This window comes from Photorhabdus antumapuensis (genome assembly GCF_020387775.1).
Taxonomy (GTDB): domain Bacteria; phylum Pseudomonadota; class Gammaproteobacteria; order Enterobacterales; family Enterobacteriaceae; genus Photorhabdus; species Photorhabdus antumapuensis.
Genome location: NZ_JAHZMK010000024.1, coordinates 133005 through 157160 on the forward strand (window position 1 = coordinate 133005; position 24156 = coordinate 157160).

Genomic DNA, 24156 nt, shown 5'->3' on the forward strand with positions numbered 1-24156 from the left:
ACGGTGGGCTACACCTTATTTGGCGTATTTGGGTAAATCCATAGGGTATAGATGCCAGTGCTCCTCTGAGCCAAGATGGTTTTCCCAAAGGGATTGATAAAGTGAACAACGTCCTAACAATTCGTCGTGAGTGCCGCTATCACAAAGGGTTCCATGATCCATCACCAATATCTGGTCAGCGCGAGTTATCGTGCTCAACCGATGAGCGATAACAAAGACCGTTTTATTCTGGGTAAGGGAATCAAACGCCTGTTGTATCAACTGCTCATTTTCGGGATCGAGAGAAGCCGTCGCTTCGTCAAGGAATAAAACCGGAGATTGCTTTAAGATGGCGCGTGCAATGGCAAGGCGCTGACGCTCGCCACCAGACAGCGTACCGCCATCCACCCCTAGCGGGGTATCGTACCCTTGCGGTAATGCCATAATCGTATCGTGAATATTGGCAAGGCGAGCAGCTTGCTCCAGTTCTAACTGGGTTGCATCGGGATCACCCAACCGGAGATTGTTAACGACGGTATCCTGAAATAGTGCAGTTTCCTGAAATACCATAGTCACGGTGTCATACAGTGCCTGAGTTTGGTAATGATGAATATCGTTTCCACCCAAACGGATTTCCCCCTTATCCAATTGATAGAAAGAGAGCAGCAGATAAGCCAGTGTGGATTTCCCACTGCCACTGGGCCCGACAATAGCGGTCATACTGCCTTGCGGCGCATAAAACGACACATTTTGGATAGCGGGTTGATTTGTACCTGGATAGCTAAAAGAGATGTTATTCACTTCAACATCATATTTGGCTGGCGCGGCTAATGGCCCGGAAGCTTGCGTTGCAACAGCTTCTATCTCTGCAATATGGGTTTCACCTACTTGTGTTAAGGCCGTGATATTGAGCAGGGGGATGATCCCACGTAGCGGGGTAATCGTGGCAAACAACAACAGAATAGTGATCAGCATTTCCGAGAGTGTTAATGCTTCTGGTGAATTAAAGCGCAGAGCGCCAGCCAGAATGCCAACAACCACGCTGGTATCAATGATGATGTAAAACAGGCTCAGTAGAGGAATACTTCTGAATACCCCACGGCGGAATGCAACCCGTAATTGGTCGATTTCGCGGTCAAAACGCTGTTCTACCGTTGTGGTCGCTGCCGCAGCACGAATAAAGGACATACCTTGGGCGTACTCAACGATAGCTTCGGATACATCAGCCATCATAGTGGCACGCAAGCGCAATATTTCATTCAGTTTTTTACGGATAGCCCCCAAGATGAACATCCCAACCATCAGCACTAATAATGCACTACCGGCAACCACCCAATCGAACCAGAATAAAGCCAGGTAGATGAGGGTCAGCATCATCACCTGACAAGCGATTTGCGGTGTGGTATAGGCTGACTGATTTTCCTGCCATTGCACATCTTCCGATAACGTCAACGCTATTTTTCCAGCACTCAATCCCCGAATCGTGGCGATAGACATACTGACAAGGCGTTGTAGCAGAGCGCGACGAATTTCTATGCCCAAACTATAAGCGGCAATAGTGAGTTTACGTAATGCACGAGCCATAAAAGTAAATCGCAGCAACAGTAAAATAACCAGTAATCCCAAAGTGATAAGCGGCAACATAGGATTGTCACTTTCCCCTAGATGGGTAATCGCCCAGGCAGCAATAGCAAGTTGAGCCATAATCGCAACGGTATCAAACTGTTTATATAACAACCCTTTGAACCAAACTCTTTGCAGTTTTGGTGATAGATGTTGCTGGAGACGATTAAATAGCCCCATGATAATTTGCTCCTGTCCCGGTTTTTTCTCCCCGCCAAGCAGCCCACTGTCTGGCGTATGCCCCTTGCTGTGCGACCAGTTCTTCATGGGTTCCTTGTTCGAGAATCTGTCCTTTATCTAAAACCATTATTCGATCAAGATGACGGATAGTCGGTAGACGATGGGCAATGACAATCACTGTCTTATTGCGGCATAAGGCATTGAGGGCCTGTTGCATCTCTTTTTCACATTCTGGATCGGTATAGGCTGTCGCTTCGTCCAATACAAGAATTGGCGCATTTTTCAGAATAGCGGCGGCAACGGCAATACGCTGTTTCTCACCTACCGATAAACTCACGCCACCATTCAGTACAGTGTCGTAGCCTTGTGGTAATTGCTGAATAAATTGATGTGCTTGCGCTGCGTTAGCAGCCGCTTCAACTTCGGCCCGTGAGGCATTAGGACGGGCTAGTCGTATGTTATTAGCCACCGTATCGTTGAACAGAAACACACGCTGGAAAACAAAAGAGACGTTATTGCGTAGCGTCGGTTCATCCATATTACGGATATCAACACCGCCAATAGTCACCTGACCATGCTGAGGGTCCCAAAGACGTGCGATAAGACTCGCTACAGTAGATTTACCCGAGCCACTGGCACCGACCAAGGCTAATGAACTTCCCGCCGGTATAGAAAATGAAATGTTATTTAATGCATTCTCCTGCTCATCTTGGTAGGAGAAACTGACATTGTGCAGAGCGACGCTGTGATCGGCTGGTGTTTGGCTTTGGGTACAAGGCGCTAGTTCAGGCTGATTCATTAACCAACGATAGCGTGTGATCAACGCCTCTTGCTGTTGCAAACGTGTCATCACAGCGAACATGGATGAGGCAATATTGCCGAATGCCATTGCAGCCAAAATAAAGAAAGTGAATTCGAATAAAGTGATCTCTTGTCGGTTCAATAACCAGACCGCCAAAGGGAGGACAAACAACAGATTAGCGCTGGATAACACGAAAAACCGGCTGGATTTGACCTGCACTTTCTCAACCCAAACATCAATAATCCGAGTCAGGGCGGTAAACGCTTCCTCAGCGCGTTGCAACGCAACCTTGCCGCCTGAATAGGTTTTGACTACCGGAATCGCATTAATAACTTCACCCATTGTTGAAGCAATACGGTTTTGGGCTGCATAAAAACGCTGAGTTGTTGTTTGAACTTTTATCTGAATATAGACAAATAACAAGCAGGCACCCAAAGTTGGCGCGAATGCCGCCAAGGCTAACCGCCAATCAATGGCTAGCATGACGCTCAGTGCGATCAATGGGCCAAACAAAGTAGCAGACATCTCTGGAATGATATGGGCAATACCCTCTTCAAGCTGTTCGACGTCATCTAGCATCATCTTTTTTATTTCGGTGCTGTCGGTCAGCATGAAAAAACCCAAAGGCACCGACTTCAACTTACTACTGATATTGCGGCGAACATCAGCTTGCACATCAGCGGCAATCAAATGCGCAAAAAACGTTGAACCACTAAAGGTCAACATAGCGGCAAAGGTGAATCCCAATAACATGACGCCATAATTCAATAGCGTGTCATATTGCCCGTCATAGATAGATTGGGTGATGAGCCCAGCCACTGCCGCCGGCAATATTTGCAGGCCGGCGGAAAGAATAGCAAGCCCAATTGCAACGTAACTCAGCGTGCGGTATGGGCGCATCATATACCATAACTCTTTAATAACGCCGGCATCAGCCGCACGCTGCTCCGGCGAACTCTGAACAGAAGTATCATGATGACGCATTCACGCTCTCCTTGTGGAAATCATGGAATTTACGCAATGTCCAGAACAAGGCAATGAAGGTGAAGAGAAGTGCAAGAACGAAAAGGGCAGAATAGCTTGCTTTGGTCACAATCAATCCACCCAACACTGAACAGATAATGGCAATACCCATATCTGCGGATTGCATCAACGCAAAATCCACACCGGACTGAGCACCTGCGGCGAGCGACATCATCTGGGTATACAGCGCCACAAATTTAGCGGCGGTGATTAAGGTGATGAAGACATATGCGGCTGAAAGCAGGGATAACGGCGCCTCTGGTTGCCGGGCAAGCCAGAAGATACAGGCTAACACGATAGATTCAAGCAGCATGACAGACAGTAAAGTCTGGATAGCACCGAATTTACGTACAATGATGCCACCAAGCAAAACACCCGATAATCCAGCTAATGCACCACCACTGGCGGCAATGATACCGAGTTGAGTTAAATCCACACCGCGATCGATCAAAAACGGTGAAAGCATACCAAGTGAAAGGCGAGTACCGATCATACACAGCAATATCAAAACCAGTGCTTGCCTAACCGGCGACCGACGGAGTGCATTTTTGAGAGAAGGGGCAACTGGGGCTTTTAAAACCGTTGGTGCTTTTTCTACCTGTGTTTCCCGCAAAAATAAGGCAGGTAATGACATCAATAGAATCACTATGGCTAACACCCCGGCGCCAATGTGCCAACCATATAGTGAAACAAGGTATAGAAACAGACCGCTGCCGATGATAGAACCCAAATAACCGCCGCCAACTTGCATAACATTGCACCAAGGGCGGTGCTTTGGGGATAACCGGTCAATAGCGTGACCATCGGTGGTGGTATCCACCACGGTTAGACAAAGGGTGATCAGAAACAGACCGACAATAATCAGCGGCATATGTTCGGCAGGTTTTGCCAGTGACATTGAACAAAAAAGCAAGGTAATTAACAGATTACCGCAAATCATGATACGACGGGGGTTTGTATCCCCCGAACCAGATTTGCGATAGCGCTCTATAATAGGCGCCCAAAGGAATTTAAACGCCCAAGGCAACATCAACAGGTAGAGCAAGCCGATTTTATCCGGGGTTACACCGTGGCTGCGCAAAAACGCTGGCATACTTTGTAACGTTAACATGCCGATAGTACTTTGAAGGGTGTAAACACCCGCCAAAGTTAGCAATAGTAACGATATATGGCGGGGGTGGGAGATATTATGCGTCATAGTGAGACACTCACATCCAGCCCAACATTCAAGCCTTTATTGATCATACTGAGCGTATTTGGCCCCACAGTGAAACTGGAGACACGATACTTTTTATCACCCAGATTTTCGCCATAGAGTTTTACATTAACCCCATGTGCCATTTCTAAACTTAATGACGCGTCATAAAGGGTGTATCCCCCCTGTTCAAGAGTATTCGCTTCATTAAAGTAGCTCTTTGAATAGTAGCGGGCACCAGCATTTAAATAGAGGTTACCGGGTAACAACGTTTGATCAATCAAGTAGTCAAAACTTGCATTGAGCATGACATCTGGCGCATAAGGCAGACGTTTATTGTTATAACTTATACCGCTCTCTGTATCGGTTGCATCAGTGAAGTTTGACTTACCAGCGCTACCACCAAGAGAAAATTTGAGCCCTTTCATTGGTTTGATCTGGCTACTCAACTCAACACCTTTGCTTTCTGCTTTACCGACATTACGTATAAATTGCGCACCTACCGGACCAACATAAATTTGTTTATCTTTCGAACGAATGTAATAAACAGCGCTGTCTAATGTCACTGCGTTATCAAAGAACGAGGTATGCCAGCCGAGCTCATAATTATCTGAGGTTTCAGTATCGTAGGGTTTTCTATCATTGGCGGAGTAGACAATGTTATTGAATCCACCGGGTTTGTACCCTTTCGTGGCAGAGAAATAGAAACGGGTATCTGGCGTCAATTGCCAACCCAGTGCGGCCTTAGGTGTGAACTCATTGCTGGAAACTTGGTTATCAAAAGCGTCGATTGCTACCATGCCAGAACGGCCCGCATAATCTATCTGCGATTTTTCATGGGACAAACGACCGCCCAAAGTAAGATCCCACTGAGCAGCAAACGGCAATTTCACTTCACCAAACAGTGCCAGCGATTTTGCTTTTATTGTGTTAGCGGCATTGCCATAGTAGCCGGGATAACCACTGGTATGATGTTTATTATTTTCATCTGAAAACCAGCCGCCGAGAACGCTGGTAATCCCATTTGAGAAATTGGAGTTCAAACGCAGCTCTTGCGTGGTGGCATAGTGTTTTTCTTTCCATTTACCCCCGATGAAATCACGGTAAATATCGCGATCCTGATAGGAGGTCACACTGGTTAATACACTGTCGCCAAAATCATATTCAGCTTTGAACGCATAACTGTTAACCCGCCGGGTTAAATCGGGGATAGGGCCATCGTATTCTTTCCGGCGAAATTGTTCGTCGCTTAAATAAAGCTCTTCATGGGAATCGAGATCTTCATGAGCAAAGCTCAGTTCAGCACTGAACGAAGAATCTTCCGGTGCAAATGTCAGTTGCCCTCTACCAAGCCAGGTTTTGCTGGAATCAATATTTTTATCACCACGATTTGGCGCATCAATTTGCCCAGGTTCTTTTACCCAACGCAGACTGGTACTCCCATAAAGGAGATCTTCAATAAGCGGTATTGATCCGCTGAAAGAGCCGCCTTGTTTCAGCTTCGAGTAATTCCCGGAAAGGTTTAGCCAGGGGCCGTCTTTCGGCGAACGAGTGATGATATTGATAACACCCGCTTGCGCATTTCCACCATATAAAGTCCCTTGCGGACCGCGTAATAGTTCTACACGTTCTACATTGATTAATTCTTGTGTTAGGAACTGGTGATCCTGAGGAACTCCATCGACATAAATTCGAACAGAAGGCGAATAGAAATCCGGCGAACTAATACCGCGAATGGTGGTTGCTGAATAGGTTCTATTACCCCGTGAGCGGATTTGTAAACCAGGGAAAACGCGCTCAAGATCTTGTACTTGGGTAATACCGGCCTGAACAAGTTCTTCGCCTGTTTTAACCAGAACGCTACCATCCACTTTATTTAATGCTTCTTCCCGTTTGTTGGCCGTCACAATCAAAGCATCTTCTGTCGCGTCAGGAGAATGTTCCGCCCATGCCATAGGCGAAATCAAACAACATAAGACAGACGCCTTAGCGTATTTTTTTCTCATATAAATAACTCGTTATGCACTGTTTAAATCATGTTTTACGAAAATTAAGTGTGGTAAAACAAAAAACATAACGGGAGACTATCGATAGTAATCAGCCATAGCTAACGGAATAGGGACAAAAGTAGCGCATTACGTACTATTGATAATGATTATCATTAATGATAAATTGCGTGATATTTACAATCCGAATATATATATACAATAAAAATATAATGTCTTTAATATACAAAAAATACTGTTTTAAGTACGGAAACAATTTTTAACTGGTGCTGATGCTAATTTTACAGGGGATCTCATGAAGACAATCTATAGTAAAAAACTAGAAGTTTTCACGGCTGACCATTGCAATTGCATGCATTCACATGCAGAGAAAAATAATACAAATACACCTTTACTGATTGAGGAATTATCTGACGGCATTCACATAAACCGGATGCGCTTTGAACTCAACAAGGATGTCACAGAATATTGTGAAGGACCGCCAACGGTATCAATTGCGTTCATTTTAAATGGGAGAGGGAAAATGGCGATTGAAAATGGCGATGCATTAGATATTAATTCGGGAATGATGATATTTTTCCATGCACCTAAAATGACGCGAGGCATGAACTTCTTTGGCCGTGGATCATGGCATATTCTCGATATTCGTTTTTCATTGAGCGAAATTGAAGCTCAGGAATTACCCCCTTTTACTCAATTATCAGCAGGTTTTGAGAAGAACGCCAGTCACAATCATGCATTGATGATGGCATGTCCTATCTATCCACCATTTATGCAGATAGTGAATCAAATAGAAGAGTGCCAATTAAGTGGCAATGTCAGAAAGGTTTATTTAAAGGCAAAAGCATTAGAAATACTCGCTTGTGTGGCGTCTAAAATTTATGATTGTCAATATAATATGATCAACGGTTTACAACGTCGCGCCGTTTATAATGCCATAAAAATAATTAACAGTGATTATCATTACCCTTGGACAATAAAGTCATTATCAAAAGCAGTTGGTTTAAATGAACGCAAATTAAAAGAGGGATTTCGTGCGGTTGTTTTTCGCACTTTCCATCAATATTTGGAAAATGTCCGCATGACGACCGCAGAAGATTTATTGAAAAAAGGCATGAGTGTCATTGATGTTTCTACCGCGGTGGGTTACTCCAGCCCAAGCCATTTTTCTAAACGCTTCCGGCAACATTATTTGATCAATCCTAAAGCATGGCAGGCGAAATATGCCGTTGGTCACACTTTATTAACAGAAAATATCGTAGTCGGAAAATAAATGAAAATCTCTGTTTTGTAATGCTGACTATTCAGTTGATTCTAGAAAAAGATGGCCATTTTGACATGGCCACTTCATGAATAGGGATATCGCATGATTTATATGTTATGCCAGTATTATGTTATCTACCGATAAGCTGTCCATGCTGACGCCAACCAGAGTGACTGAGTTTTGTCCGAAGGTAAACACCAGATCATTATCCACCATAGAAGCATGATCCAGATAACTACTTTTATCACTGCTTCCTTCAGTACCCAGGAACACCAGTTTATCAGTCTTATTGTAGCCATAAATAATGTCTTGTCCAAAATCACCGTTGAACAGGAAGGTATTGTTATTACCCTGACTTTTCATGACATCGTTACCTTCACCACCGACGAAGACATTTCTGTTGCCGAAGCCGATCAACGTATCATCACCATCCAGACCGAACAACCAGCTACCGGAGGTTTTAGAAGTCAGAGTATCATTCCCATCGTTGCCTGTGACTGAATTGGCGTATTTCGTCAATCCACGGCTAGAATACAAACCATCGGCTCTGACTTGAGAATCCACCTGTTTAGTCAGAAACAGCCAGGTACTTTCCTTACTTCTTATAGCCGAGATATCTGTAGCAATGGTGATACCGCCTTGTGCATCACGCATATACAATGTCCCTGCCTGGTCATAGGCTATTTCCGCATTTTTTAGTGACTTCTGTAAGTCAAAGGTATTATGACCTTTCCCACCGGCAATAATGTTAAATCCTCCATCATCACGGAAGATATCATTGCCGTCGCGCCCTTCCAGATAATCGTTTCCTTTACCACCTTTAATTAGGTCGTTGCCGTCAGTACCGATAATAAAAGTACTACCAGTGTGTTTCTCAGCATTCCGGTTTAAATCCTGCACCCAGGTATTTTCACGGGTGACATTGGAAAGGTTGCTGACAACAATAGTAGAGTCTTTATGAGTCAAGTCGTAGAACGTTGACTCCATAATACGTTGCATACCACTCTGATAAAATGGCGTCACATGCGAAACCCAGGTTGACGCATTAGCAATGGAGAAGGGCAACACATTCCACCAGTTTGATGCATAGTGATCGTTAAAATTAACAATATTATTTGTCGCAGAGTCCCTTGGTGTATCGTGAACTCCCGCTGATAATGAATCAACGCTGGTGCCGTTTAATACGCGGAATACGGGATCATTCTCGTATCCCACGTTCAGCACCTTATTACCTTTCTCATACTGTGATGGCGAAGCGAAAGTGATATAGTTCGACTGAGAGTAAAATCCCCCCCATTTCGTATCGCTAGACTCCGCCATACTATTCACAGCTAACCCACCCAAACTATGGCCGCTAACCACAATGTCATTGCCCGTCAAACCGTGAGCTTTGGCATAATTGGCTACATGGTCCAGCAGCCGGCCGAAAGCGTTTGGCGCGTAGTCATTCGAATAGTCTTTCTTACCTAAAGCCACCAGCACATTATTCATAACGTCGCCAAATGTATCGGTAATAATTGACTCTCTAGGACCACTCGTACCGCGAAACGCAATGCCAATAGAAATCAAATTACCATCAGCATCATATTTTCCCATTACCTCTGCTTGAGCAGTGGAATGACTTGATTTTTCGCCGAAAAAAGTACCGCGGGCATCCGTTTTTCCCTGATAACCTAACTCATCAGCACTGATAGTAAACCATCCTGAGTCATTGAGTTTATCTTGTGCCTGTTTTTCTGCGTCCGGATTCCAAGGCAATTTAGGTGTGACGCCCTGCGATGTCGTGCTGCCGAGAAGTGCGGTCAGCAACGTTAATGGCATCCCTAAACCAAAACCATAACTGTAATACCCCTCAGCAAATCCGCTGCCCAGATTATGGTAAGCATACCCGGCGATAGTTTTTGCGTCGGAAAATAACTCTTTGGAAGTATTGTCATCAAAGTCTTTGTACTGAAAAACACCCATGATGCATATCCTTATTAAGTTAAAATAAAGTTAAAAAAGTGTTCTAAAAATATTAACTAACTAGGTAAGTATAGATTGACGCAGATCATTTAAAGAGTAATTATCTAAAAATTTATAAATTAGTGAGCCATAATGAAAATTTAATATTTTTACAAATATTAAATTGAATAAATTTAGTTTATATGCTAAGAGGTCTCGCGGGTGATAATAAATACGCTGACATACCTATTATCACTATTGATAGTTTTTAAAAGTAACTAAATTAATGAATAACTATATTACATGACATGATAAAGAAAGATGATTCCATTTAATATTCTTGAAAAATATAGATATGTGAATTGTGGTAGAAAATTTTTATTGCTGATTCACTTAATTTAATTGATTAAAGAAAGATAATTAAAACCCATTACTCCATATAATTCCTTAACGTTCTTGAATATTAATTCAATACAAATTAATTCATGGTGTTGATATTCACTCTCCATTTATTAAAATAATTTTCCATTACACCATTAATATAAACTCATTAATAACAAACTCACGAATGATTAATTTTTCATTTAAAACAAATGGTTAAATTACTTTTATATGTTTCAATAAAATAAAATGATTACTTTAAATCATATCGCAAGTTTAAATTCAGAGACTGTCATGATTAAAATAGCCATGATGAAAACATTATTAAAAATATCCAAAAATTCATCTTAAATCGGCTAATAGATATATTAGTTACTGTGCTCCAGCCGGTTAAATAATTGGTGATAAAACCGGTGATGGTGATTATTTCTTATTAGCCGTCATCTATCTAATGTTAATATCCGACCTCTTTTTGATGCCGTACAGCAAAAATTGTTGCTGTTTCATCCCCAATCCGGTACAAGGCGATATAGCCACTACTTCCAAAATCAACAAGCCATTCTCGGAATGCTGGATCCATATCATCAACAGGGCGTCCTGCTTCAGGCTGACGTGCCAGCGTTTTCACGCCAGCCCGTATTGCTTTAATGGCTCGACGAGCAGTGTCTTTGTCTTTTTTAGCAAGAAAACCATAGAGCCGCTGTATATCAGCAAGAGCAGACGGAGACCAAATCAAACGTGGCATTCTGGTAACTCCGCATCTTCTCCTGCTTCGAGCTTAGCTAACCAGTCATCCGCTTCTTCAAACGTCAGATGTAGTCCATTCTCTTGATATGCTTCCCAAGCACGCAATGCATCCTGTTTGAAAGATTCACGTTTTTCTTCACGCTCTACATAGTCACGTATAGCTTCACGCATTATCCAATGAGCGGAACGATGTCGCACTTCTGCCAAATACTGGATCCGGCTTTTCAAGTTATCGTCAAGTTTTACTGAGGTTGCCATTTTCTTCCACCTTATATATTAAAAGGTAATACCTTTTAATACTATATCATGAAATCTCCGCTTTGCTACCAGGTAAAGAAAACCTTCGTTTTTCACTTGGTTGGAGCATTGGCTGAACTTGAACGTAATCTAACAAAGGGAAAGGACGCAAGCCAAACTTAAAGCTGCACGAGCCAGAAGGCAAAAAGGAGGAAGAAGATGAATGACTAAAATTTGCGCCCTCTAGCATTATGTAGTAACGTACCTACATAAATTAGCTATTATATCGAGGTGTATCATGTCAATCACAACCTTATCGAGTCGGGAGCTTAATCAAGACGTCAGCAGAGCAAAGAAGGCGGCTAAAAGCGGTCCAGTGTTCATCACAGATCGTGGCAAACCGGCACATGTCCTGCTAACCATTGAAGAATATCAACGAATCACCAAACAGCGTCGAAATATCGCTGATGCTTTAACAATGCCTGGTGTTGAAGATATTGAATTCAATCCACCACGTGTTTCCATCAATAGCCGTCCAGCCAATTTCTCATGATGTATATTCTTGATACGAATGTTGTCTCCGAACTGCGGAAAGTTCGAGCGGGTAAGGCTAATGCCGGTGTAGCTGCATGGGCTGAAAGTGTTGACGCAACAGAGCTCTTCCTATCAGTCATTACCATTATGGAGCTGGAAACCGGCATCTTACAGATTGAACGACGAGACATAACCCAAGGGGCATTATTGCGATCATGGTTTAACCACCATGTAGTACCGGAATTTACTGGACGGATATTACCAGTAGATACGGCTGTGGCTCAGCGGTGTGCCCGGTTGAATGTTCCTGATCCATGCTCAGAGCGTGATGCACTTATCGCCGCAACCGCGCTGGTTCATGGTATGACTGTCGTCACACGAAATGTGATTGATTTTGAATTGACCGGCGTGCCAATATTAAACCCCTGGGTTTAAGGATGATGAAATATTTAAATATTCATGTTTATACTAAGCAGGAAATAAACATGAATATTGATTTTTTATTAAAAATAAAAACGTTTTCATATTTCAAACTTAATGTCATATAAATTAATTTTTCAGAAAAATAGGGAAATAATAATTCATATACATCAATTTGTTTATTCACTCCTTATACAAAAATAATTAACCCTGTAAGTTATAAAAACACTCCATTATTCTTTTTATGAACTAGACTATGATTGGCACCAATGGATAAAGTTATCTGCACGATAATTTAATATATTGATTACGTAAGAAAATTATTTTATTTAGAGGGGTATATGAGCCAAAAAAATGATTTTAAAGCTTTTTCTATTAGTAATAATGCTAATGTGGTAAGTCAAGAAAAATATGAAACAGATAAGAGTTTGCAGGAAGGGTTTCCACCAGAAAATATCTCTACACATGTATTAAATAAGGCATTACGCCAATCATCAACAATAGCCTCTGTGGTGGCTAATTTTATCGCAACACAATCTAGCGATGATGTTCTAGATGATGGGGATATAGCTAAACTCACTGCCAAATTAAATCAAGCGTTAAAACAAAAAGTCACAGCAGAAATTCCCAATGCCTCATTAACACAAAAAGGCGTTGTTCAATTGACCAATGAAACTGGCAATAATGAGACATTGGCAGTGACACAAAAGCTGGTACAGGAAATCGTCAATTCATTGCGTGGAAATATTGATGGCAAAGTCTCCAATAGCCGGAAAATAAATGGTAAAGCGTTGACTGAGGATATTAATCTTAATGCAAGTGATGTGGGGGCATATACTCGTGCGGAAGTATACACTCGAGAAGAAGTAGATCGACTGATTAAAGCAACCAGTGAAATTCCTGTTGGTTCTCCTATTCCTTGGCCGTTGCCTCATCCACCTTTTGGTTATTTCACTTGTAGCGGTGCAGCTTTTAATAGATCACAGTACCCAAAGTTAGCAGAAGCTTATCCTGATGGCAGATTACCCGATTTAAGGGGTGAATTTATTCGTGGTTGGGATGATGGTAAAGGGATAGATCCATCTCGTTCATTATTGTCATGGCAAGAAGGGTCTTATTTGCATAGTGGTGAAAATGATTATGTTTATGCCTTAGCACGCAATGATCGCACAAAATTACAATGGGATATTCCACAACCTAGCAGTATTTCGTTAGCCGTAAAATTTGCTTCCGTAGTTAATGGTTACAATACCACTCCAAGTTATAACTATATAGGAGTGTCAAGGCCACGAAATATCGCCTTTAACTATATCGTAAAGGCGGAATAATAATATCAGAATATATCTTAAATACTGAAATATAATAGCATTAAATTTTTACCATCGTCAAATATTAATAAGGCGCTGTTTTTTAGTCAGCGCTTTGATTCAATAAAAACTCGTAAAGTATTTTATTTTACTTCACAAGTTAAATTAAATCCTAATTCAATCTATATTTCTATTTTTCTGACTCGTCAGATTCTCATTGTTATAAACGATGGTGTGAAAAATAAGACAAGTATGAAAGTGTATTTTTACCATAATGTATCTCGTTAATTTTTCATTATAAATACAATCAGTTACAAAATAATATAAAATCCCCGATATTATATTTCGCCATGAGACTATTGTATTAAGTTAATATTCATGAGAACTTATTCCCCGCCGAAATACGGTGGATTTTAAATATCATTAAATGCGTCACAGCATATTTACTTGCTATATACCTAATAGATTTCGAGTTGCAGCGAGGCGGCAAGTGAACGAATCCCCAGGAGCATAGATAACTATGTGACTGGGGTGAGTGAAAGCAGCCAACAAAGCAGCAGCTTGAAAGATGAAGGGTATAAATAGTATTAATTGATCTCTCCATTTATTTCTCATCCTATTATTCGGCTATTTAATCAGGTTTGGTGCGGTTTAACGTAAGTAAGTTTGCACTTCCTGTCATATATAAAGGTAAAAGGTGCCATGAATACTCAACGTAAGCTTGATAAAGTCAGACCGCCCCGAGTTCAGATTACTTATGATGTTGAATTAGGCGGCGCAGTCGAGAAAAAAGAATTGCCTTTGGTTATTGGTGTTGTTGGGCAATTTGCTGAGCAATCTATTCCCATGCGTGACCGTCGTTTCATGCATATTGATAAAGATAATTTTAATGCAGTGATGGATGGTTTATCACCCTCATTGGAATTACAGGTTGAAAGTGCGCTGCCGGGTCAGAGCGGATTTATTAATATTGATTTGCAATTTAAATCAATGGCTGACTTTGCCCCTGAGAATTTAGCGAAGCAGGTAGAACCGCTGCGCAATTTACTGGAGGTACGCGGCAAACTCAGTGACCTAAAAGGCCGTGCATTGAGCAATGAAAAATTGCGTGACCGTCTGGCGGAAATTCTGGCTGAACATGCAGGTAAATGAAGAAGCAGAAACTGCCGCCACAGAAAAGACAGCAGATGACGTCACTCCGGAAAATAACAATACCCCGGAAAATAACAATGCACAGTGAGGACAGCATGGAACAGAGCGTTGTTGAACAACAAGAATTGAAAACGACGGAAACAAGTGGTGATTTTCTTGATCAGATTATTGATAACACGCAAGCCATTCGTCGGGAAGCAGATCGTGATCGGGTAAAAAGCCAGCTCGACCAGTTTCTGGCCGAAGTCACTTCCGGTTCATTGGTGGTTTCCGGCGATTTGGTAAACAGCATTGAGGAACGTATCGCAGCAATTGATGCGCTGATGTCCGCTCAACTGAGTCTGGTATTGCATCACCCGGAATTTCAGCGTCTGGAATCTTCCTGGGTAGGGCTTAAAGGATTACTTGACCAAAGCGAAACAGATAACACTCAGATTCGTATGTTGAACGCGACGAAAACCGATTTGATTAAAGACTTTAAATCGGCATCGGATTTCGATCAGTCAATGCTGTTTAAAAATGTGTATGAATATGAATACGGTACGTTTGGTGGTGAACCTTATTCAGCGTTTGTCGGTGATTTTGACTTTGATAACAGCCCGGAAGATCTTTACTTACTGGAGCAGATTTCTCACGTGGCAGCGGCAGCCCATGCGCCGTTTATCAGTTCAGTCAATGCGGGCATGTTGGGGCTGAATGATTTTGGTGAGCTACCACGTCCGCGTGATTTGTCCAAACTATTTAACACATCCGATTATCTGCGCTGGAAACGCTTCCGGGAATCTGATGACTCCCGTTATGTCGGCCTGACTTTACCGCGGGTGATTGGTCGTTTGCCTTACGGAGCAAAAACCATCCCGGTTGAGCAATTCTGTTTTGAAGAGCAGGTAAGGGAAGGGAATAGCAGCAGTTATTTGTGGATTAATGCCGCTTATGCACTGGCGGGACGTATGGTAGCGGCATTTGAACAGTATGGTTGGTGCGCGGCGATCCGTGGAGTGGAAGGCGGAGGATTGGTCGAGGCATTGCCAACTCATCATTACTCCTCAGTATCTGGTGAAAAGATGCTGCAATGCCCAACCGAAGTTGCCATCTCTGATCGCCGTGAAAAAGAGTTAGCAGAATTAGGGTTTATTCCTCTGGTTTATTATAAAGGGACTGACTATGCCGCATTTTTCTCGGTGCAGTCACCGAATAAGCCGAGAAAATATAATTCTGACTTGGCAAATGCCAACGCAAAATTATCAATCCAATTGCAATATATTATGACAACATCTCGTTTCGCCCATTATTTAAAAATGATTGTGCGTGACAAAGTGGGCAGTTTTATGTCCCGTGGAGAATGTCAATCTTATCTGCAAAATTGGATCAACCAATATATTGTTGGCTCTGATACTGTTGGCGCAGAAATAAAAGCAAGTCACCCATTACGGGAAGCAAGAGTTGATGTTGTTGAAGTCCCCGGCTCACCGGGAACATATCGGGCTGTGGCCTATTTAAGGCCGCATTTCCAATTAGAAGGATTAAGTATGTCTTTACGGTTGGTGGCTGATTTACCGCCGTCATCAATGGCCTAATTTTTCTATTTATTAATATTTATCCTATTTATTACAACTAACTGGAATAGTTAATTATGAGTTCTTCAATTTTTTTACAAATTGATAGTATTAAAGGTGAGAGTACCGACAGCAAACACAAAGAGTGGATTGAGCTGGAGCATGTCAATTTTGGTGTGTTTAACCACGCACGTATTGCAGACAGTGGTAAACGTAAAATTACCGCTGGTTCAGCGGATTTCCGTACCATTGACTGTGTGAAGGTGATGGATACCAGTTCTATTGGCTTACTGTCTGCCGTGGCACAAGGTACCGCGATTAAGAAAGTGAAACTGGAAATCTGTACGATTTTCAAAGGGGAAATGCACCCTTACGCGGAAATCGAAATGGAAGAATGTATCATCTCTGATATTCATGAAACCTGTACACGTGGCGGTACATTCCCACAAGAACAGATTTCTATCACCTATTCCAAAATTAAATGGACATTCACACCACTCAACCCAAATGGCGATGAAGGCAACAAAGTCGGTCCAGAAGGTTGGGATCTTATCGAGAACAAGAAACAGTAATTTTTACTGCCGGCCTTTGGCCGGCAATTTCTAACCGGAAAAATATGATGATTCAACCTTCATTACTCCATCGCCTGAAAGATGATTATCCACAAGATGAAAAACGGGGTATCACACTTGTCTGGTCACGTCAGGAAGTTGTACAAAGCCTGATTTATGATTTGAGTATGTTATTTTCATCAAGACCGATTTCTGAAATTTCCCCTTTATTTGGTGAGTTACCGAAATCAGTTTTAAATTATGGCGTTTCCGATGTCATTAATGTGGATATTTCCGATGATGAACGTATTGATGCATTAAACAATAATATTTACCAAGCTATTTCCTGGTTCGAACCACGTTTGCAAAATGTCGTTATTACATTACAAAAAAACACGCCAGAAAATATTACCTTCTGGGTAAGTGGAATTTTCTTCAACGAACAAGTGGTGTTTTCTATCTCATGGAACAGTACCGCCTATACCTATTCAATTTCATGGGATAAATAACAAGATGATGTTATTACCACAAAAAATACTGACTTATTACAACCGGGAATTGAGTTATTTAAGACAATATGGCGCTGCTTTCTCTCAGCGTTTTCCCAAAATTGCCAAACGTCTTGGGTTCGCGGAAGGTGTTTCAGAAGATCCGCATGTAGAACGGCTGGTGGAATCTTTTGCATTTTTGACAGCAAAAATCCATCAGCGGATTGATGAAGATATGCCAGAACTCAGCAACGCCATGTTGGAAGTACTGGCGCCACAATTTCTACGTCAGGTACCGTCGGTATCGCTGGTGCAGTTTCAACAGGACCCATTAGCATCCGGTGTGACCGGAATGATGACGGTAGCGCGGCATACCCCGTTGATTTCTCAACCGGTAGGTGATGTGATCTGTCGTTTCCGCACCGTATATCCGCTGGAAATGTTGCCATTAGATTTAACGCACGCAGAACTGATACCAGACCCTTATGATCGGGACTTTATCTTAACGCTAAGTTTTACCCTGTGGCCGGGCGCCAGCTTTCAGACGCAACATATCCGGTTGTACTTACATGGCGCACCAGTGCTGACTCATAGTTTGTATGAATTGTTGTCGGCGCAAGTTAAGCAACTGGAATGTCGGTTGGGCGAACGTACATTCAACCTGAATAACCAGAGTGTTCAAGTGGTAGGCTTCGATCAGCAAGATAACTTATGCGCTGATGATGCATTAATAAACCCGATTCATCACTTGTTTCGTGACTATTTCAGTTTTCCTGAAAAGTTCTTATTCCTGGATATTCCGTTACCGGATGCCGGTTTGATCACCAGTTTATCAGGCAAGCTGCAATATCGTTTCCGGCTTAAGGATTGCGTCGCATTACGCCGTATTGAACGTATGAGCGATAAAGTCAGCAACGAAACCTTCCGGCTAAATTGCGTGCCGATAATTAATCTGTTTCCTCATCAGGCGGAACCCATTATTCCGCTAGAAACGGAACATGAATATCTGGTTCAACCAGATGCGCGTCGCCCACAAAGTATGGAAGTTTATACTATCGATCAAGTCGAGATTGTCAGTCGTCAACAGGAACAATTGAGTTCCAAGCCGGTACCGTCATTATTTGGTATTGAACATACACGGTCTGATGAGCAGTTCCCGTTATTTTGGCAGGCTACGCCGCGTCCCTCACTCAGACATAACGATCTGGGGATGAATATGTTCATCGGTTTCTCTGATAGCAGTGGTGAGCACCTGAAACCCGAAACCGATGTGGTGGTCCTGAACCTGACCTGTACCAACCGTGATATACCGCGGCAGTTGAGCAACGGTCATCCTGATGGTGATTTCGAATCAGAAAGCGCATTGCCAGGGGTAAAAATTCTGGGATTGATCCGTCCTCGATTGCCGGTACGTCCACAACCCAATAGTGCATTGAACTGGCGGTTGGTATCGCAACTCAATTTGAACCAAATGCTACTGAATGGTCCGCAGGGTGTTCAGTGCTTAAAAGAGACGCTAGAACTCTACAACCTGCTTGGCGATCCAGCTATATCGCGGTTGATTGCACAATTACAACAGGTTGCTATTGCGCCAGTGAGTGCACGCCTGAATCCCGCCGACCCTTATTCTCTGGCGCGTGGACTGGAGGTGGCACTGACATTTCAGGCACAAGCAGGGGAATTTGTGGATTTTTATCTGTTTTGCAGCCTGTTAGAACGTTTTATCGCGATGTATGCGCCGATTAACAGCTTCACGCAGACTGTAACACAGCTAGAGACGGTTAATAACAGTACTCACCGTTGGCCTCGTCGCTGTGGGAGACTGACATGGCTGTAGAAAACAAGATACGTTTAGCTGGCGGCCGTTTTTATCAAAATGTCCGTCGTCTGCTCAAACGTTGTCGCCGACGTGGAGAAACGGCAATCACCCCTGATGATGTGGTGCAATTCAGCTCTGTACTGACATTAGATGCGCCAGAAAGGGAAGTCGAGTCGCTATTACCGCCACAAGAGGGATATGAGCAGTATCGCATGGCGGTACATCACTTTGGTTTATTAGGAACCCTTGGCGCATTACCGTTGCGTTATACCGAATGGCTGATTGACAGGCGTTACCGCTATGGCGACGAATCCGCTCAGGCATTTATTGATATTTTTACTCATCGTCTGCTTAGCCTGCGTTTTCAGGCATGGCAGAAATACCGGTTATATATCAATACAGAGTTACAAACCCATCGGGCCTTACCGGCAGTCATTCCAGCGGTTGCCGGTCAATTGATGGAAAACAAAATACAGCGCTCTCATCCAGCTTGTGTCGGATTATTGGCAACACCAGTCCGCTCAATGGTGAATTTGCAACATCTGTTGCAACGGGAATTTAGTATGGCGATCAACATCCAACCTTTTAAAGGGCGCTGGCAATATGCTGAACAGGCGCATTGTTGCTGTCTTGGCCGCAGTTTATTAGGCGATAACCCGATGCTGGGTCGCGCTTATTGGGATATTCAATCCGGGTTTCATATTCAGTTGGGGCCGTTTGCCGCTCGGCGGCGAGCCGCTTTTATGCCGGGAAATGAACAATATCGCAAACTGACACAATGGGTGTGGCAATTTGCCGGACCGTTGCTCCCCTTTTCACTGGAATTGTTGGTACAGCATAGTGGGCAAGGCAATGTATTAAATGGCAGCCGTCAGTTGGGGTGGGATGGTTGTTTGGGGGATACCGGCGAGAGCAATATTCAGCGTATCTATTTGGCTGAATGTACGGGTCCTTACACAAATTAAACCAAAAATTCAGGTAATAAAGAGATGCTGTTAGGGCAAAAGAATCGTTTTTTACAGGTTATTGGTAGCCTGTCAGATATTGTGGCACTGAACAAAATAGAGGGTGAAGAGCACCTGTCGCGGCCTTATTCATTTTCTGCTCAGCTCTATTCCAATGCAGACTGGGATAAGTTGGAGTCTCATATCGGTAAGCCTTTGGCATTTCGTCTGGGTGAAGCGCCGAATCACCGCATTGTGCATGGCCTATTGACTGAATTGCAGCAACAAGGTTTTAGAGACGGCCAGTTTTGTTATCAAGCACGTATTGAACCCTGGCTGAAAATGCTGACATTAACTCATAATTTGCGCGTCTATCAGCGCATCAGTGTGCCGGATATGGTATGTGATATTTTCCGTAAACGTGGGTTTAACGACGTTGAACTGGCGCTAAAAAGCCGCTATCCGAAGCTTGAATATTGTATGCAATACAAAGAATCTGATTTTGACTTTGTAACGCGTCAACTGGAACAAGCGGGGATTTTCTATTTCTTTCGCCATGAAGAGGGACGGCACGTACTGGTATTAGCAGATCACCCTTCAACGTTTATTAACGCTCCCTTAGCGGTATTGCCCTATCAATCGAAAGTAGGTGATCAGCAGGGTTATGGGCTCCGCGCCTGGCATATTCATCGCACAATGATTCCAGGTACGGCGGAAATGAATGGTTATAACGTTAAAAGTGCCGCGGCAATCAGTGCCAGCGCCAAGGCGAACAGCGGCTATTCTACCAATCCCAAGCTTTCTATCTATGATGATCGACGTCAGGAGGAACGTAATCAACTGGAAGTACAGGCAACGCTGTGCATGGAACAATGGGAATCACAGTCCTATTACACACGTGCCGTTAACAATTATCCCAGTTTACAAGTGGGGCATCAGTTTACCCTGAAAGGGCACACCAGTGCCGATGGCCGTTATGCAGTGGGCCACCAGCAATTAAAAGCAGAGAACAACCTGGAAGAAGGCGAATTACTGTTTTCGTCTCAAGTGACCTTATTCCCGGCGAATAAAGCATTTCGCCCGCATCCTTCTGTTACGCGGCCCTACATTTCCGGCGTATTGTCCGCGCTGGTGGTAGGGCCGACATCAGAAGAGATCCATACTGATGAACAGGGACGCATCAAAATCCAGTTTCACTGGGATAAAGAACATAAAAAAGATGATGACAGCTCCTGTTGGATACGGGTGAGTCAGTTCTGGAATGGTGCAAAGTTTGGTGCCCAATTTGTGCCACGTGTGGGCAATGAAGTATTGGTGAGCTTTATTGATGGCGACCCGGATAGCCCACTGGTAACCGGAACGGTTTATAACGGAGTAAAAATGCCGCCATTCACGTTGCCGAAACAGAAAACCCAAAGCGGGATTGCGACGCGCAGTAGTACAAAAGGCACGGTGCAGCAAGGACATCAATTTTGTTTCGAAGATAAGAAAGGTGAAGAATTTATTTTGCTTCACTCACAAAAAGATATGCGCCTGAAAGTGAAAAATGACTTTTCGGCGCAGATCGATCGCAACGTGTTATGGGAAATTCAAGAAAAGCGCGATACCCAAATTAAAAAGGGCAACGACACATTAATTTTGAGCGAGGGCAGCTATGAGATGGCGGTATCCAGAGGCAACGCCAAAATCAATGTGGGTCAGCAATGCACGATTACGGCAAATCAGGGCATTGAACTGAAAGTCGGTGCCAGCACATTATCGATTACCCCGTCCGGGATCACCATCAAAGCGTCATCTGTCACCGTAGAAGGCTTGGGAAAATTGGCGTTGAAGAGCGGCGGCATGGCGGAACTAACCGGAACCACGGTAAAAGTAGAAGGCAGTGCAATGGCACAGCTAAAAGGCGGCATTGTTCAGGTGGATGCGACTGGCATTGCTATGGTGAAAGGAACTTTGACCAAGATTGGTTAATAGCAGGATCAATGAATAATAAGAGTTTGTAGTCATGGTTAAATTACGACACTGCCAACTTTCGCCACAGGCGGAATTGGTACTACAACAACACGCGGCACATGAACAGAATCTATCGGTGCTCAATAAGGAAATGTTGTGGCAAGACGCGGTGTGCTACACCATTTTTATGTTGCCTTACACTCAGGCTCTGGAGCTGGCACTGACATTTATCTCCTGCGTTTATGAACGCGATCTGTTGCAAGAACAGCGATTGCTGTTGCAGCAAGTGCGACGCTGGCGGGTTGATGGTGGAGATCCTCTGCGTCATGAATTGTTCGAACAGGCACAAACAGTCGGGTTCGATAACCCAATCTCATGTCTGGTGCTTTCCGTTTTTTGGAGTGAAGGCAGCATGACCACCCCGGATTTGGAAGCGGTCTATCCACAACCGTGGCAGTCACTGGCGGCATTAGCCAATACGTTGTGCCTGATATTGCACGTTTATGGCGAACAACCGGAACGACAAATGCGGTACGTTGAGCAATTTATCCAACTGGCACACGGTCAACTAAGGCAATTGACACCATCACAGGATCAGGGATGCAAAAACTATCTGTACCATGAAGCCATATTATCAGGAGAACAATGATGCCAATGCCAGCCGCCCGTGTGGGTGATATGCATATTTGTCCAATGGTGTCGCCTGCGGTACCTCCGGTGCCACATGTAGGCGGACCGATTATGCCGCCAGGTGTACCGACAGTGCTGATTGGTGGATTGCCAGCGGCAACAATGGGCTCAATGTTGGTGTGCGTCGGGCCGCCGGATACCGTGGTCATGGGCAGCCCAACAGTATTGATCGGTGGACGGCCTGCGGCCAGAGTCGGCGATCTGTGCGCACATGGCGGCACGATTACCACTGGCTACCCGTTGGTGATTATTGCTTGAAATGGAAGCCACTGTGAACTTAGCCCAAACAGATATCGCGCGTTTTTTACAGCCCATTGCTGCTGACAAACCAGCGGGGTGCGATATCGAATACGAACCTATTTTTGAACAGATAAATGCCGCACGCGAAACCGACGATGATTTTCTCCGGGACGACGCATGGGGGTATGCAACCCGTCAGGCTGATTGGATGCGAGTTTCAACGTTGTGCCAAGAGGTACTGGAAAAACAGAGTAAAGACTTGCAAATAGCCTGCTGGCTAACCCAGGCACAAGGGGAACTGTATGGCCTGGAAGGTATTAATGGCGGTATCACATTACTTGCCCGTCTACTGGAGACTTTTTGGCCGGTACTTTACCCGCCGTTAGATGATACAGAGACAAACAGTGCGGATGCCCGTCTTGGTCGGTTGAGCTGGTTAGATAAGCAATTGGTGAAACAATTGGACAATCTAACACTAACCGATGATGGCAAATTGAGCCTAAACATTTGGCAACGGGTGCAATATTTTGAACAACGCGTTGCCGTTAATAGTGAATTACGCAGTGCCTTGATCAGTGACGGTTATTTCGGTATCGCTGAATGTGACGGCAGTATTCGCACTACGCCAGCCGAACGATTTAACCAACTACTGGTACAGACTGGACAGGTCAGCAAAGCATTGGCAGAACTGCAACACATCATGGCGAGCCTGTTGCCAGATGCCGGTAACAGCATGAGTGCCAGTACGCAGCGGTTGCAAGATCTGCTGGCCTTACTCGAACGGTTTCGTGAAATGGTGACCCCGGAATTAACTCAGGAATATAGCAATGAAGAAATAGTGGCAGGAGAAAATGCACCCAATGACATAAATACGGTTTTTTTAACAGAAAGTCGGGCGCACCATGAAATGCGAGCTATCGCCATTAGACAATTGATCAATATCGCCAATTATTTTCGTCAAAATGAACCTACCAGCCCAGTGCCTTATTTAATCGAACGAGCAGCACGTTGGGCTAATATGGGCATGGCCGAATGGCTGGAAGAAATGATGTCAGAAAATACCTCCGCGCTACAGGAAATTATGCGCGTGATAAAATGATCGGGAATAAATAGAGAGCAAA

Annotated in this window: 21 protein-coding genes; 14 read left to right on the plus strand and 7 right to left on the minus strand. The window is 43.7% G+C overall.

Annotated features, from left to right (window positions below; genetic code table 11):
- Positions 1-15: 15 nt before the first annotated feature.
- The 4 genes from KZ793_RS10265 to KZ793_RS10280 are packed head-to-tail and all read right to left on the minus strand — an operon-like array spanning position 16 to position 6808.
- Entirely contained in the window at positions 16-1869 is a 1854-nt protein-coding gene (locus tag KZ793_RS10265) for an ABC transporter ATP-binding protein (protein ID WP_225815246.1), read from the minus strand.
- The gene (locus KZ793_RS10270; RefSeq protein WP_225815247.1) at positions 1769-3568 is read right to left on the minus strand and encodes an ABC transporter ATP-binding protein; all 1800 of its coding nucleotides are present in this window, start codon (positions 3566-3568) and stop codon (positions 1769-1771) included. Before KZ793_RS10270 ends, KZ793_RS10265 begins: the two co-directional genes overlap by 101 nt.
- Positions 3555-4805 carry an MFS transporter gene (locus KZ793_RS10275; protein WP_225815248.1) on the minus strand — a complete coding sequence of 417 codons (1251 nt, stop codon included), beginning with the start codon at positions 4803-4805 and terminating at the stop codon, positions 3555-3557. The genes KZ793_RS10270 and KZ793_RS10275 overlap by 14 nt, the downstream gene beginning before the upstream one ends.
- Positions 4802-6808 carry a TonB-dependent receptor gene (locus KZ793_RS10280; protein WP_225815249.1) on the minus strand — a complete coding sequence of 669 codons (2007 nt, stop codon included), beginning with the start codon at positions 6806-6808 and terminating at the stop codon, positions 4802-4804. The genes KZ793_RS10275 and KZ793_RS10280 overlap by 4 nt, the downstream gene beginning before the upstream one ends.
- Before the next feature lie 295 nt (positions 6809-7103).
- Between KZ793_RS10280 and KZ793_RS10285 the strand changes: the two genes are divergently transcribed.
- Positions 7104-8081 (plus strand): helix-turn-helix domain-containing protein, encoded by a 978-nt coding sequence (locus tag KZ793_RS10285; protein ID WP_225815250.1) that lies wholly within the window; start codon positions 7104-7106, stop codon positions 8079-8081.
- Between the two features lie 105 nt (positions 8082-8186).
- On the opposite strand, the gene KZ793_RS10290 is transcribed toward KZ793_RS10285, so the two are convergent.
- From KZ793_RS10290 to KZ793_RS10300, 3 genes are all read right to left on the minus strand, one after another.
- A complete protein-coding gene (locus KZ793_RS10290) occupies positions 8187-10037 on the minus strand; it encodes a polyurethane esterase (RefSeq protein ID WP_225815251.1) in 1851 nt (616 codons plus the stop codon).
- 814 nt (positions 10038-10851) lie between these two features.
- Positions 10852-11142 carry a type II toxin-antitoxin system RelE/ParE family toxin gene (locus KZ793_RS10295; protein ID WP_225815252.1) on the minus strand — a complete coding sequence of 97 codons (291 nt, stop codon included), beginning with the start codon at positions 11140-11142 and terminating at the stop codon, positions 10852-10854.
- Complete coding sequence (locus tag KZ793_RS10300; protein ID WP_118984895.1) at positions 11130-11402, minus strand: CopG family ribbon-helix-helix protein; 273 nt, start codon at positions 11400-11402, stop codon at positions 11130-11132. The genes KZ793_RS10295 and KZ793_RS10300 overlap by 13 nt, the downstream gene beginning before the upstream one ends.
- Before the next feature lie 277 nt (positions 11403-11679).
- Here KZ793_RS10300 and KZ793_RS10305 point away from each other — a divergent pair, with 277 nt between their 5' ends.
- The 13 genes from KZ793_RS10305 (at position 11680) to tssA (ending at position 24134) form a co-directional block, all read left to right on the plus strand.
- Entirely contained in the window at positions 11680-11934 is a 255-nt protein-coding gene (locus KZ793_RS10305; protein ID WP_225815253.1) for a type II toxin-antitoxin system Phd/YefM family antitoxin, read from the plus strand.
- The gene (locus KZ793_RS10310; protein ID WP_225815441.1) at positions 11934-12350 is read left to right on the plus strand and encodes a type II toxin-antitoxin system VapC family toxin; all 417 of its coding nucleotides are present in this window, start codon (positions 11934-11936) and stop codon (positions 12348-12350) included. The genes KZ793_RS10305 and KZ793_RS10310 overlap by 1 nt, the downstream gene beginning before the upstream one ends.
- Before the next feature lie 326 nt (positions 12351-12676).
- On the plus strand, positions 12677-13663 hold the full coding sequence (locus KZ793_RS10315) for a phage tail protein (protein WP_225815254.1): 987 nt from the start codon (positions 12677-12679) through the stop codon (positions 13661-13663).
- 681 nt (positions 13664-14344) lie between these two features.
- Entirely contained in the window at positions 14345-14794 is a 450-nt protein-coding gene (gene tssB / locus KZ793_RS10320) for a type VI secretion system contractile sheath small subunit (protein WP_225815255.1), read from the plus strand.
- Between the two features lie 95 nt (positions 14795-14889).
- Positions 14890-16371: a type VI secretion system contractile sheath large subunit gene (gene tssC / locus KZ793_RS10325; protein WP_225815442.1), complete on the plus strand. Its 1482-nt coding sequence runs from the start codon at positions 14890-14892 to the stop codon at positions 16369-16371.
- Positions 16372-16427: 56 nt separating this feature from the next.
- On the plus strand, positions 16428-16922 hold the full coding sequence (locus tag KZ793_RS10330; RefSeq protein ID WP_225815256.1) for an Hcp family type VI secretion system effector: 495 nt from the start codon (positions 16428-16430) through the stop codon (positions 16920-16922).
- Positions 16923-16966: 44 nt separating this feature from the next.
- Positions 16967-17410 (plus strand): type VI secretion system baseplate subunit TssE, encoded by a 444-nt coding sequence (gene tssE / locus KZ793_RS10335; protein ID WP_225815257.1) that lies wholly within the window; start codon positions 16967-16969, stop codon positions 17408-17410.
- A 4-nt stretch (positions 17411-17414) separates the two neighbouring features.
- Positions 17415-19226 carry a type VI secretion system baseplate subunit TssF gene (gene tssF, locus KZ793_RS10340; RefSeq protein WP_225815258.1) on the plus strand — a complete coding sequence of 604 codons (1812 nt, stop codon included), beginning with the start codon at positions 17415-17417 and terminating at the stop codon, positions 19224-19226.
- On the plus strand, positions 19217-20173 hold the full coding sequence (tssG, locus tag KZ793_RS10345; RefSeq protein WP_225815259.1) for a type VI secretion system baseplate subunit TssG: 957 nt from the start codon (positions 19217-19219) through the stop codon (positions 20171-20173). The genes tssF and tssG overlap by 10 nt, the downstream gene beginning before the upstream one ends.
- A gap of 24 nt (positions 20174-20197) precedes the next feature.
- A complete protein-coding gene (locus KZ793_RS10350) occupies positions 20198-22123 on the plus strand; it encodes a type VI secretion system Vgr family protein (RefSeq protein ID WP_225815260.1) in 1926 nt (641 codons plus the stop codon).
- A gap of 34 nt (positions 22124-22157) precedes the next feature.
- Positions 22158-22754, plus strand: a complete 597-nt coding sequence (locus tag KZ793_RS10355; RefSeq protein ID WP_225815261.1) for a DUF6931 family protein — start codon at positions 22158-22160, stop codon at positions 22752-22754.
- Complete coding sequence (locus KZ793_RS10360; protein ID WP_225815443.1) at positions 22754-23053, plus strand: PAAR domain-containing protein; 300 nt, start codon at positions 22754-22756, stop codon at positions 23051-23053. The genes KZ793_RS10355 and KZ793_RS10360 overlap by 1 nt, the downstream gene beginning before the upstream one ends.
- A 13-nt stretch (positions 23054-23066) precedes the next feature.
- Positions 23067-24134 carry a type VI secretion system protein TssA gene (gene tssA, locus KZ793_RS10365; protein ID WP_225815262.1) on the plus strand — a complete coding sequence of 356 codons (1068 nt, stop codon included), beginning with the start codon at positions 23067-23069 and terminating at the stop codon, positions 24132-24134.
- The last annotated feature ends 22 nt before the right edge of the window (positions 24135-24156 follow it).

Coding starts and splice junctions, on each gene's coding strand:
- tssC (WP_225815442.1), top strand. CDS start 14,890: ATGGAACAGAGCGTTGTTGAACAACAAGAATTGAAAACGACGGAAACA.
- KZ793_RS10350 (WP_225815260.1), top strand. CDS start 20,198: ATGCTGTTAGGGCAAAAGAATCGTTTTTTACAGGTTATTGGTAGCCTG.
- KZ793_RS10285 (WP_225815250.1), top strand. CDS start 7,104: ATGAAGACAATCTATAGTAAAAAACTAGAAGTTTTCACGGCTGACCAT.
- tssE (WP_225815257.1), top strand. CDS start 16,967: ATGATGATTCAACCTTCATTACTCCATCGCCTGAAAGATGATTATCCA.
- KZ793_RS10265 (WP_225815246.1), bottom strand. CDS start 1,869: ATGAAGAACTGGTCGCACAGCAAGGGGCATACGCCAGACAGTGGGCTG.
- KZ793_RS10290 (WP_225815251.1), bottom strand. CDS start 10,037: ATGGGTGTTTTTCAGTACAAAGACTTTGATGACAATACTTCCAAAGAG.
- KZ793_RS10360 (WP_225815443.1), top strand. CDS start 22,754: ATGCCAATGCCAGCCGCCCGTGTGGGTGATATGCATATTTGTCCAATG.
- tssB (WP_225815255.1), top strand. CDS start 14,345: ATGAATACTCAACGTAAGCTTGATAAAGTCAGACCGCCCCGAGTTCAG.
- KZ793_RS10315 (WP_225815254.1), top strand. CDS start 12,677: ATGAGCCAAAAAAATGATTTTAAAGCTTTTTCTATTAGTAATAATGCT.
- KZ793_RS10275 (WP_225815248.1), bottom strand. CDS start 4,805: ATGACGCATAATATCTCCCACCCCCGCCATATATCGTTACTATTGCTA.
- KZ793_RS10310 (WP_225815441.1), top strand. CDS start 11,934: ATGTATATTCTTGATACGAATGTTGTCTCCGAACTGCGGAAAGTTCGA.
- KZ793_RS10280 (WP_225815249.1), bottom strand. CDS start 6,808: ATGAGAAAAAAATACGCTAAGGCGTCTGTCTTATGTTGTTTGATTTCG.
- KZ793_RS10300 (WP_118984895.1), bottom strand. CDS start 11,402: ATGGCAACCTCAGTAAAACTTGACGATAACTTGAAAAGCCGGATCCAG.
- KZ793_RS10295 (WP_225815252.1), bottom strand. CDS start 11,142: ATGCCACGTTTGATTTGGTCTCCGTCTGCTCTTGCTGATATACAGCGG.
- tssF (WP_225815258.1), top strand. CDS start 17,415: ATGATGTTATTACCACAAAAAATACTGACTTATTACAACCGGGAATTG.
- KZ793_RS10270 (WP_225815247.1), bottom strand. CDS start 3,568: ATGCGTCATCATGATACTTCTGTTCAGAGTTCGCCGGAGCAGCGTGCG.
- KZ793_RS10305 (WP_225815253.1), top strand. CDS start 11,680: ATGTCAATCACAACCTTATCGAGTCGGGAGCTTAATCAAGACGTCAGC.
- KZ793_RS10330 (WP_225815256.1), top strand. CDS start 16,428: ATGAGTTCTTCAATTTTTTTACAAATTGATAGTATTAAAGGTGAGAGT.
- tssG (WP_225815259.1), top strand. CDS start 19,217: ATGGCTGTAGAAAACAAGATACGTTTAGCTGGCGGCCGTTTTTATCAA.
- KZ793_RS10355 (WP_225815261.1), top strand. CDS start 22,158: ATGGTTAAATTACGACACTGCCAACTTTCGCCACAGGCGGAATTGGTA.